This window comes from Candidatus Nanopelagicales bacterium, assembly GCA_030700225.1.
Lineage (GTDB): Bacteria > Actinomycetota > Actinomycetes > S36-B12.
On sequence record JAUYJT010000051.1, the window covers coordinates 1 to 7,719 of the forward strand.

The following is a 7,719-nucleotide window of genomic DNA, read 5'->3' on the forward strand; positions in this document are numbered from 1 at the left end:
GACCTGACCGCCCCCGCCGACACCGGCACGACGAGCAACCTGGAACGACCTGGCAGCGAGGCCAGACGGACGGTCACGCCCACGCGCCCCAGACCAAGCGTCAGTGACTGCGACCGCTCAGCCCGGCCTCATCGGTGGATCGAGGCTAAGGGCTGCAGCCGCGCGTGCGGCTCGGGCTGCCCTGGCACCCAGTGACTCGTCAGAGACGGCCGCGCGTGCCAGCGTCTGCCACGCGCCCGCGCACTCTGCTGCCACCGCGGCTGCTTCTGCAGCTTCGGTTGAGCTGAGGAGCTCGGCAACCTGCGCGCAGCCCTGGGACTGCAACAGCCGAAAGAGTCCCCCGCCGGTTCCTGCCTTGTCGACGAAGACAGGCAGCACCCGTAGTGCCGCCTCCAGTTCTGCGGCGTTCAGCTCGTGCGGCCAGGCTGCGACGTCGTCGGCGAAGGCCTGCACACCGCCCAGCCCCGAACCTGCGCATGTTCGGGGCGGCAGGATGGACAGGTCCACCAGGTCGTCGCCTCCGGTGAGCATGGAGTGGGCGGACGCCGCGAACGCTTCGGCAGCGATTGCTGTCAGGTCCCGGAGGCTGTCTGGCCAGCGGACCGCGAAGGTGGCATGTCTCGTCGGGCTCGGGAATGCGGTCGAGCTGCGAGCCTCGGCAAGCGCTTCGTAGGGCACCTCCTGAATGTCCTCGCGATCGTTGTCAGCAACGAAGGCGGTGTTCGTGGCGTCGTCGTAGCCGATCACGACGATGTCATGTCGGCTCATCTGGAGTCGGACGCGCAGGTAAGGCAGCTTGGCGATGTCTGCCCACACCATGACGGGCCTGCCGTCATCGAGCTCGTCGACGACCCACTGCCACCCGAGGATGGGGTCATCGGACTGCTTGAACTCAACGGCAGCGCCCAGCCTGCCGAGCACATCGAGCTCCAAATTTCCCCCACGGCCCACGAGGTAGACGGGCGGCACCATTCCAGGGACACGGAGGTAACTGAAGCCCAGCCCACCTCCGAGGGCGAAGACCAGGCCTTCCTGGGGCGGGCCGTTCCACCCGAGGCCTGCCCATTCGACCAGGTCGCGCAGCGCGCCCGACCCGCAATGGCCGGCGCTGCGGTGGGGATAGTCCAGCAACACCCTGCTCACGCGGTCAGCTCCGATCCATGGGTGGCTGTTTCATGCCGCACGACCGTGGCTGTTATCAGCGCGACGTTCACGATCGTGTTCTGCATCGGAGGTCCTTCCCGGGAGGTGGGCGAGCGAATTCGCAGGCATGGGTCAATCAGCGGTGGCAGCGCCGCCTGAGTGGAGCCGACGAGATCAGTTCGCTGCGATCTGCACCAGTTCGGCGCGATCGACCTCGAGACCTTCGGTGATCTTCTGCTTGCTTCGCATGAAGTCGCGCGGGCGGTTGACGCAGTCGGCTGCGATCAGCTTCTGCTCACGCAGGTAGAAGCAGGTGAAGTCGCGGTCTTGAGTCGGGTCACCGCTGAGCAGGATCTCGTCGTACCCGGCGCTCAGGCCGGCGATCTGGAGCTTGAGGTCGTACTGGTCGGACCAGAACCACGGCAGCGCGGCGATGGTCTTCTCCTTGCCGCACAACGTCGCCGCCGCGGCTTTTGCCTGCTCGCCGGCGCTGGGCACCGACTCCAACCGGATCCTGCGCCCGTAGCGCGTCATCCAGTGGCTGGTGCAGTCGCCTGCCGCGACGATGTCGGCGTCGCTGGTGCGGGCGTTGTCGTCGATGACGACGCCGTCATCGACGAGAAGGCCTGCGGCCGCAGCTAGCTCGGTGTTGGGCTCGATCCCCACGCCGATGACCACGAGGTCGGCGCGGAGTCGCTCCCCGCCGGCGAGCTGGACCTCACGGACGCGATCCTCGCCGGTCACGGCCTCGACCAGGGCGCCGGTGCGGATCGTGACACCCGCCTCGCGGTGGATCCGCTCGTAGAAGGCTGACACCTCCGGCGCCGTGACCCGCATGAGCACCCGCTCGGCGGCCTCGAGGACGGTGACGTCCAGGCCCAACGCAAGGAGGGACGCTGCGGTCTCCAGGCCGATGTAGCCGCCGCCCACGATCACCGCGTGGCACCCCGGCTGCGCCGACTCCCGGATCTGCTCCACATCGGCAAACGTGCGCAGGTAATGGACGCCCGGGAGATCGGCTCCCGGGACCGGAAGCAGTCGGGCTCGCCCGCCAGTGCAAAGCGCGAGCTTGTCGTAGGACAAGCTGTCGCCATCGGCCATCACGAGCCGGCGCTCTGCTCGCTCGATCGACTCCACGCGGGCATCGAGCAGCTCGACCTCCTGCTTCGCATAATAGTGCGGCTTGCGGATCGCCAGCTCGTCGAGGCCGCTCTTTCCCGACAGGTAGGCCTTCGACAGCGGCGGCCGGTGGTACGGAAGGACCGCCTCGTCGCCAATGAGGACGACTCGCCCGGACCACCCCTGCTGACGCAAGCCCGCCACCACCTGCGCGCCGGCGTGACTGGCTCCGACGACAATCGCGGTCCCCTGCGTCATGCCGGGGTCTTCGGGGTGAGGCGAACCGTGAGCTTACTGATTCCTCGGACGAAGTTGGACTGGACGTACTCCGGCTCGTCGACGACCTCGATCTTCTCGAACCGGGTCAGCAGTTCCTCCCACAGGATCCGCAGCTGCATCTCGGCCAGGCGGTTGCCCATGCATCGATGCACGCCGAAGCCGAACGCGATGTGGTTGCGGGCGTTCTTGCGGTCGATAACGAGTTCGTCAGGACGCTCGAAGACCCGCTCGTCGCGGTTGCCCGAGGCGTACCACATGACGAGTTTGTCGCCCTCACGGATGAACTGTCCGTTGAGAACGGTGTCCTTCTTGGCGATCCGGCGCATGTAAGCCAGGGGGGTCTGCCACCGGATGATCTCCGAGACCATGTTCGGGATGAGGTCGGGGTTCGCCTTCAGCTTCTCGAACTGCTCGGGGAACTGGTTCAGCGCCAGCACGCCGCCACTCATCGAGTTCCGCGTGGTGTCGTTGCCCCCGACGATGAGCAAGGTCAGGTTGCCCAAGAACTCCATCGGACGGTCGATGAGGTCCTTTGTGTCCGCGTTGCTCTGCAGCATCGTGATGAGGTCGAAGCCGGGCTCCTCCCCCGCGGCGAGACGAGCCTTCTTGTCGTGCCACAGCGCGCTGAGACCGCGCGCCATGTCGACGATGCCGCGGAAGACCTCGTCGTTGTCCGAAGGCCCTCCGTTCGCCTGCTCCATCGAGCTCGCCAGGTCCGACCACTCGACGAGCTTGTGTCGCTGCTCGTAAGGGAAGTCGAGCAGCGTGGCGAGCATCCGCGCCGTGAGTTCGATCGAGACCCGTTCAACCCAGTTGAAGGGTTGGTCGAGCGGAAGCTCGTCCAGCACCTCCATGACGCGGGACCGGATCAGGCCTTCCATCTCGCGCAAGTTCTTAGGCGCGACAACTCCCTGCACCGCCGCCCGCTGCAGGTCGTGTCGCGGCGGGTCCATGGCGATGAACATCGCCAGGTCCATGAACCGCGGCGGCTCGCCGATAACGATGAAGGGCTCGGCGGAGAAGGCCTCATGATTCTTGTCGACGGCGATGATGTCGGCATGGCGGGTGACCGACCAGAACGGTCCGAAGGGGCTGTTGGCCTGGTAGTGCACGGGCGCCTCGCTGCGCACCCGCTCGAAGTAGGACTGCCACCGGCCCTGCCGGTACAGAAAGGGATTGCTCAGATCGATGTCGGCGAGCTCAACCTCGTCCACCGGAGGGATCGGCCGCTCGACAAACATCTTTCGACCATCGGTCCGAGTCACCAAGCGACGGGTCTTGTCGTAGAGATGAGCCCCGCGAATCTGCACCTCCATCGGGACGACCGACTTGACCTTCTCACCGATTTCTTCTGCAACGTTGAACATCAACGGTCCACCTTCTCTTCAGTCACATCTGGAACTCGGGCAGGTGGACGGTGAGCCCGTCCCACCTGTCGGTCACGTCCATCTGGCACGAGAGCCGAGAGGTCGGCTGACGCTCAGGGTTCATCGACAACATCTCTTCCTCGACCGGGCGGGACCCACCCACCGTGTCGGCCCACTGTGCGTCGACGACCACGTGGCAGGTGCCGCAGGCGGCCTCGCCACCGCAGTCGCCGTCGATCCCGGGAACCCCGTTGTCCACCGCGACCTGCATGAGTGACTGGCCCTCTTCGAGCGGCGCCTCGTGCTTCTCGCCGTCGTGCGACACGAAAGTGACAGCTGCCATGTTGACCATCTCCTCACTGGAATTGTCTTTTTACTATTGGCCCCGAACCGTTCGGGTGGCTATGGTCACCAAAGTCATAAGGTTGTGATTTTGGGTCAGGGGTTGATGCGTGAGGAACGATGAGGCCGGGGTTCCCCCGTTGGCATTCGTGCAGCTGCTCAACAGCCACGCGCTGGATGCCGGCTCGGTGGCCCGCTTTCGCCGCATCGTCGCCGGTCAGTTCACCTCCGAGATGGAGCTGGTCGAACGCAACGTGCAGGTCCCCGTCCGGTGGTTTCGGAAGGTCTACCCTGACCTGGACAGCGACAGCGGCACCTTGCTCGGCCTCGCCTTCGCCGAACAGGCACAACTGACCTCCTTCGGACCTCTCAGCCTCCCGCTGGTCAGCGCCAGTTCGGTGTCCGAGATCTTCGAATTGCTTGGCTACCTGCCCGTCATCTCAACGGCTCTGCGCCCTCACTTCCACCACAGCGAGCGTGGACTGACAGTGGGACTGAGCGGTCACACCGGCGATCCCGCCCTCGATTGCCTGGTCATCGCGTACGCCGGCTCAGCCCTGCTGCGGCTGGTCGACCTGCTGGCGGGCACCCTCCCCGCAGTGACACTCAACCTGGGCTGGGCGGCACCCCGAGCACAGCCGCGACCCAAAAGCACATTCGGCGCGAGGATAGTTTTCGACTCGCCCGCATCCTTCGTGGACGTCCCCGCCGACATCCTGAACACGCCTTGCCGGTTTCCCGACCCAATGGCCTACCGCCTGGCCATCAACGAGCTGCAGCGCACCCTGGACCGACGCAGCATTCCTGGCAGCTTCACCGAACGTGTGAGGCGCTTGCTCGAGCAAGATCCCGGGCGCCACCGCGGGTGCGAGGTCGCAGACCTGCTCGCCGTGTCCCCCAGCACCATGAAAAGACGACTGCATTCAGAAGGGACGACGTTTCGTGACGTCCGTCAGTCGTTGCTTCGCGAGCGAGCGATCCTGCGACTGCTCGACCGCCCGATGTCGGTCAGCCAGATCGCCGCAGACCTCGGCTACGCAGACCTCACGAACTTCTCACACGCCTTCAAACGCTGGACCGGGCAGTCCCCCAGCGAGTTCCGGCGTGTAGGGGCCCTCGGGCAGGACGAGTGAAGTTGGCCAATGCTAGTAGTTGGTGAGGGCGCCGATGAATTAGCCCGGGGCCATCAGTCGTTGCCGTACTCCTGCTCCATCGGCGGATCGTCGACGACGACCTGGAACGTCTCCGGCAAGTCCGCCTGGTCGAGCAGGTCGACAGCGTGAGCCGCTGAGTCGATGAGCAAGTACCTCGGCATCCTGGTCTTCAAGCTCCTGCCCCACCTCGGCCGGCCGACGCATCCTGAGGCACAGGCGCCAACACGTCGTAAGCCGAACGGCACGCGGAGCGTGCCACAAAGGGAACGACTCCCGGAGATCGCCAAACCCAGACGTCTGGCTCATTCGGCGCGAGACAGCCTCACCGCATGGGGATCGGCTTACGGGATGGCCCGGAGCGCGGGGAAGGCCAAGAACTCCCGTCTTTACAGCGTTAGCGACACATGATCGGTGAGTTCTGCACGTGCTCGTAGACTTCTCAGATGAGTCTCACGCCCGAGCAGACCGAACGCGTCCTCTCGCTGGCCCTCGACCTGGCCCGCGCCGGTGAGACTGAGCAGTTGGAGGAGTTCCTCGACCACGGCGTCCCCGTCAATGCGGTATCCGAGTCGGGCGACTCGTTGCTGATGCTGGCGGCCTACCACGATCGTCCCGACACCGTGAACATGCTGCTCGACCGCGGCGCCGACCCCGACCTGCGCAACGCTCGCGACCAGTCGATCGTCGCTGGTGCCATGTTCAAGGGCGCCGATGAGGTCGTACGCCGACTCGTAGGCGCCGGTGCCGACCTGGACGCCGGCACGCCAACAGCCCGCCAGGCGGCCGAGATGTTCGGTCGTGGCGGGCTGTTGACCTGAGATCGGTCAGGCGGGGGTGTTGTCCGGGTTGGGCTCGGTGTCGTCGATGGCGCCGGCGGCGAGCGCCTCGATCGCCTTGCGGACACCTTCGCCGTAGGCGGGGTCGGCCTGCGTGCAGTTGAAGATGTGCTTCTCGACCGACGTGGCGGACGCTCCGTCGATGGCCCGCGCGGTGTTCTCGAACAGTCGCTGCTGCTCCTCGGCGCTCATCAGGCGGAAGAGGTCGCCGGGCTGTTCGAAGTAGTTGTCATCGTCCTCGCGGAAGTCGAACCGATCGGCGACGGCACCGATGGCCTGGGCCGGGTCGGCGTACGCGGGCTGCTCAGGCCAGCGGCCGAAGTTGTTCGGCTCAATTCCGGGCACCGACCCCTGGTTGCCGTCGACCCGCATCGCGCCGTCGCGGTGGTAGGTGTTCGTCACCTTCGCGGCCCGCGGCTGGTTGACCGGGATCTGGTGGTGGTTGACCCCGACGCGGTACCGGGCCGCGTCGCCGTAGGAGAAGAGCCGGCCCTGGAGCATCTTGTCCGGGCTGAAGGAGATGCCCGGCACCAGGTTGGCGGGGGTGAATGCGGCCTGTTCTACGTCGGCGAAGTAGTTGTCGGGGTTGCGGTTGAGCTCGAACTCGCCCACCTCGATGAGTGGATAGTCCTTCTTCGACCAGACCTTGGTGAGGTCGAAGGGGTGGAAGCGGTAGTTGTCGGCCTCGGCCTCAGGCATCACCTGGATGAAGAACTTCCACTTCGGGAAGTCGCCCTTCTCGATCGACTCGTAAAGGTCGCGCTGGCCGGACTCGCGGTCGCCGGCGACGACAGCGGCAGCGTCCTCGTCGGTGAGGTTCTCGATGCCCTGCTGCGTGCGAAAGTGGAACTTCACCCAGAAACGCTCGCCCGCGGCGTTGATGAAGGAGAACGTGTGCGAGCCGAAGCCGTGCATGTGGCGATAGGACTTCGGGATGCCCCGGTCACTCATCACGATGGTTACCTGGTGCAGCGCCTCGGGCAGGTTGGTCCAGAAACCCCAGTTGTTCTCGGCGTCGCGCAGGTTGGTGCGCGGGTCGCGCTTGACGGCGCGGTTGAGGTCGGGGAACTTCAGCGGGTCGCGGAAGAAGAACACCGGGGTGTTGTTGCCGACGACGTCCCAGTTGCCCTCCTCGGTGTAGAAGCGCAGCGCGAAGCCGCGAATGTCGCGCTCGGCGTCGGCGGCACCGCGCTCACCGGCGACGGTGGAGAACCGGGCGAACATCTCGCACTCGTTGCCGACCTTGTTGAAGATTGCGGCCTTCGTGTACCTCGAGATGTCCTGGGTGACCCTGAACGTCCCGAAGGCGCCCGAGCCCTTCGCGTGCATCCGACGCTCCGGGATGACCTCACGGTCGAAGTGCGCCAGTTTCTCGAGGAACCACAAGTCCTGCAGCAGCATCGGACCGCGCGCCCCGGCAGTCAGGCTGTTCTGGTTCTCAGCGACCGGTGCACCGGCCGCGGTGGTGATCGGGTCAGT

Annotated in this window: 8 protein-coding genes; 2 read left to right on the forward strand and 6 right to left on the reverse strand. The window is 65.7% G+C overall.

Annotated elements, in window-relative coordinates; translation table 11 throughout:
- Positions 1-117: 117 nt before the first annotated feature.
- The 4 genes from Q8P38_07560 to Q8P38_07575 form a co-directional block, all read right to left on the reverse strand.
- A complete protein-coding gene (locus Q8P38_07560; protein MDP4014451.1) occupies positions 118-1,143 on the reverse strand; it encodes a BtrH N-terminal domain-containing protein in 1,026 nt (341 codons plus the stop codon).
- A 174-nt stretch (positions 1,144-1,317) separates the two neighbouring features.
- Positions 1,318-2,520, reverse strand: a complete 1,203-nt coding sequence (locus Q8P38_07565; protein MDP4014452.1) for an FAD-dependent oxidoreductase — start codon at positions 2,518-2,520, stop codon at positions 1,318-1,320.
- Positions 2,517-3,908 (reverse strand): cytochrome P450, encoded by a 1,392-nt coding sequence (locus tag Q8P38_07570; protein ID MDP4014453.1) that lies wholly within the window; start codon positions 3,906-3,908, stop codon positions 2,517-2,519. The genes Q8P38_07565 and Q8P38_07570 overlap by 4 nt, the downstream gene beginning before the upstream one ends.
- Positions 3,909-3,930: 22 nt before the next feature.
- Positions 3,931-4,251, reverse strand: coding sequence for a 2Fe-2S iron-sulfur cluster-binding protein (locus tag Q8P38_07575; GenBank protein ID MDP4014454.1), 321 nt, complete (start codon positions 4,249-4,251; stop codon positions 3,931-3,933).
- A gap of 109 nt (positions 4,252-4,360) precedes the next feature.
- On the opposite strand from Q8P38_07575, the gene Q8P38_07580 reads away from it, so the two are divergent.
- Positions 4,361-5,383 (forward strand): helix-turn-helix domain-containing protein, encoded by a 1,023-nt coding sequence (locus Q8P38_07580; protein ID MDP4014455.1) that lies wholly within the window; start codon positions 4,361-4,363, stop codon positions 5,381-5,383.
- Between the two features lie 53 nt (positions 5,384-5,436).
- Here Q8P38_07580 and Q8P38_07585 read toward each other — a convergent pair whose 3' ends face one another.
- Positions 5,437-5,577 carry a hypothetical protein gene (locus Q8P38_07585; GenBank protein ID MDP4014456.1) on the reverse strand — a complete coding sequence of 47 codons (141 nt, stop codon included), beginning with the start codon at positions 5,575-5,577 and terminating at the stop codon, positions 5,437-5,439.
- Positions 5,578-5,847: 270 nt separating this feature from the next.
- Between Q8P38_07585 and Q8P38_07590 the strand changes: the two genes are divergently transcribed.
- Complete coding sequence (locus Q8P38_07590) at positions 5,848-6,222, forward strand: ankyrin repeat domain-containing protein (GenBank protein MDP4014457.1); 375 nt, start codon at positions 5,848-5,850, stop codon at positions 6,220-6,222.
- Positions 6,223-6,228: 6 nt separating this feature from the next.
- Here Q8P38_07590 and Q8P38_07595 read toward each other — a convergent pair.
- A partial coding sequence (locus Q8P38_07595; GenBank protein MDP4014458.1) for a catalase occupies positions 6,229-7,719 on the reverse strand: 1,491 nt, incomplete at its 5' end.

Coding starts and splice junctions, on each gene's coding strand:
- Q8P38_07565 (MDP4014452.1), bottom strand. CDS start 2,520: ATGACGCAGGGGACCGCGATTGTCGTCGGAGCCAGTCACGCCGGCGCG.
- Q8P38_07570 (MDP4014453.1), bottom strand. CDS start 3,908: ATGTTCAACGTTGCAGAAGAAATCGGTGAGAAGGTCAAGTCGGTCGTC.
- Q8P38_07575 (MDP4014454.1), bottom strand. CDS start 4,251: ATGGCAGCTGTCACTTTCGTGTCGCACGACGGCGAGAAGCACGAGGCG.
- Q8P38_07590 (MDP4014457.1), top strand. CDS start 5,848: ATGAGTCTCACGCCCGAGCAGACCGAACGCGTCCTCTCGCTGGCCCTC.